The organism is Streptosporangium sp. NPDC002544 (assembly GCF_040295965.1).
Taxonomy (GTDB): Bacteria; Actinomycetota; Actinomycetes; order Streptosporangiales; family Streptosporangiaceae; genus Streptosporangium.
In genome coordinates this window covers 1-1,358 of sequence record NZ_JBEOWJ010000087.1, presented here as the reverse complement: position 1 = coordinate 1,358, position 1,358 = coordinate 1, and the positions used below count along the sequence as shown (strand labels likewise).

The following is a 1,358-nucleotide window of genomic DNA, read 5'->3' as shown; positions in this document are numbered from 1 at the left end:
GTTCTCCCTACATGCTTACCCCAGGACTACCATCGCCTGGGCTGGGCTACCTTCCTGCGTCACCCCATCGCTTACCTACTACCAGTTCAGGCCAGGCGTTCACCCTCACCCCAAGCCCGAAGGCTCGGAGGGGTTAAGGACCCTTAGTATCACTGGATTCAGTATTGGCGCATCGTAGCGGGTACGGGAATATCAACCCGTTGTCCATCGACTACGCCTGTCGGCCTCGCCTTAGGTCCCGACTTACCCTGGGCGGATTAGCCTGCCCCAGGAACCCTTGGTCATCCGGCGCAGAAGTTTCTCACTTCTGATTCGCTACTCATGCCTGCATTCTCACTCGCACAGCCTCCACAGCTGGATCACTCCGCTGCTTCGCCGGCCGCACGACGCTCCCCTACCCATCCACACACCTAAACCACAAAGGCTCGGATAATATGTGAATGCCACGACTTCGGCGGTGTACTTGAGCCCCGCTACATTGTCGGCGCGGAATCACTTGACCAGTGAGCTATTACGCACTCTTTCAAGGGTGGCTGCTTCTAAGCCAACCTCCTGGTTGTCACTGCGACTCCACATCCTTTCCCACTTAGCACACGCTTAGGGGCCTTAGTCGGTGGTCTGGGCTGTTTCCCTCTCGACTACGGAGCTTATCCCCCGCAGTCTCACTGCTGCGCTCTCACTTACCGGCATTCGGAGTTTGGCTGACGTCAGTAACCTTGTCGGGCCCATTAGCCATCCAGTGCTCTACCTCCGGCAAGAAACACACAACGCTGCACCTAAATGCATTTCGGGGAGAACCAGCTATCACGGAGTTTGATTGGCCTTTCACCCCTAAACACAGGTCATCCCCCAGGTTTTCAACCCTGGTGGGTTCGGTCCTCCACGCGGTCTTACCCGCGCTTCAACCTGCCCATGCCTAGATCACTCCGCTTCGGGTCTACAGCATGCGACTCAAACGCCCTATTCAGACTCGCTTTCGCTACGGCTCCCCCACACGGGTTAACCTCGCCACACACCATAACTCGCAGGCTCATTCTTCAAAAGGCACGCAGTCACATCACAAACACTCCGAAGAATGTTTACGCTCCTACGGCTTGTAGGCACACGGTTTCAGGTACTATTTCACGACCCCTCACCGGGGCGCTTTTCACCTTTCCCTCACGGTACTTGTTCACTATCGGTCATCAGGGAGTATTTAGGCTTACCAGGTGGTCCTGGCAGATTCACACAGGATTTCTCGGGCCCCGTGCTACTTGGGATCCCCTCCAACAGTCGACAAGATTTCGCCTACCCGACTCTCACGGTCTACGGCGCCACTTCCCAGAAGCTTCGGCTATCTCATCGATTTCTTACTGTCT

At 56.0% G+C, this 1,358-nt stretch carries 1 rRNA gene (running past one end of the window); it reads right to left on the bottom strand.

Features of this window, described 5'->3' with window-relative positions:
* Nucleotides 1-1,358, bottom strand: a 23S ribosomal RNA gene (locus ABT061_RS48210) (its annotated part extends 1,382 nt beyond the left edge of the window); the annotation flags it as partial.